Annotated in this window: 1 protein-coding gene; it reads left to right on the forward strand. The window is 54.5% G+C overall.

Annotated elements, in window-relative coordinates; genetic code table 11:
* A partial coding sequence (locus H3Z84_RS00820) for a transposase (RefSeq protein ID WP_228285726.1) occupies positions 1-152 on the forward strand: 152 nt, incomplete at its 5' end.
* Positions 153-279: the final 127 nt, after the last annotated feature.

Consider the following 279-nt stretch of genomic DNA (forward strand, 5'->3'; position numbering starts at 1 on the left):
TCAAAGAGCTCTGGTACGCTCCCTCAGAGGCCGATGCCAGACAACGCTGGCAAGACTGGCTAAATCTGGCTATGAGTAGTGGGCTGGCCCCCGTGCAGCAGTTTGCCAGGCGCCTCAAGGGCTACGTCGACGGCATTATCGAGTTATGGTGATTTCTGGTGTATGGAAGCAGGCTGAAGGGGTGGCGTATCCTGTTGGTTGATCACCGCCAAGATCACAACCAACAGAGGAATGATACGCCATGTCCGAGTCTAACCTGCATGCTCTTTCACAACCAGA

The organism is Marinobacter sp. bablab_jr003 (assembly GCF_016464245.1).
Classification (GTDB): Bacteria; Pseudomonadota; Gammaproteobacteria; order Pseudomonadales; family Oleiphilaceae; genus Marinobacter; species Marinobacter vinifirmus.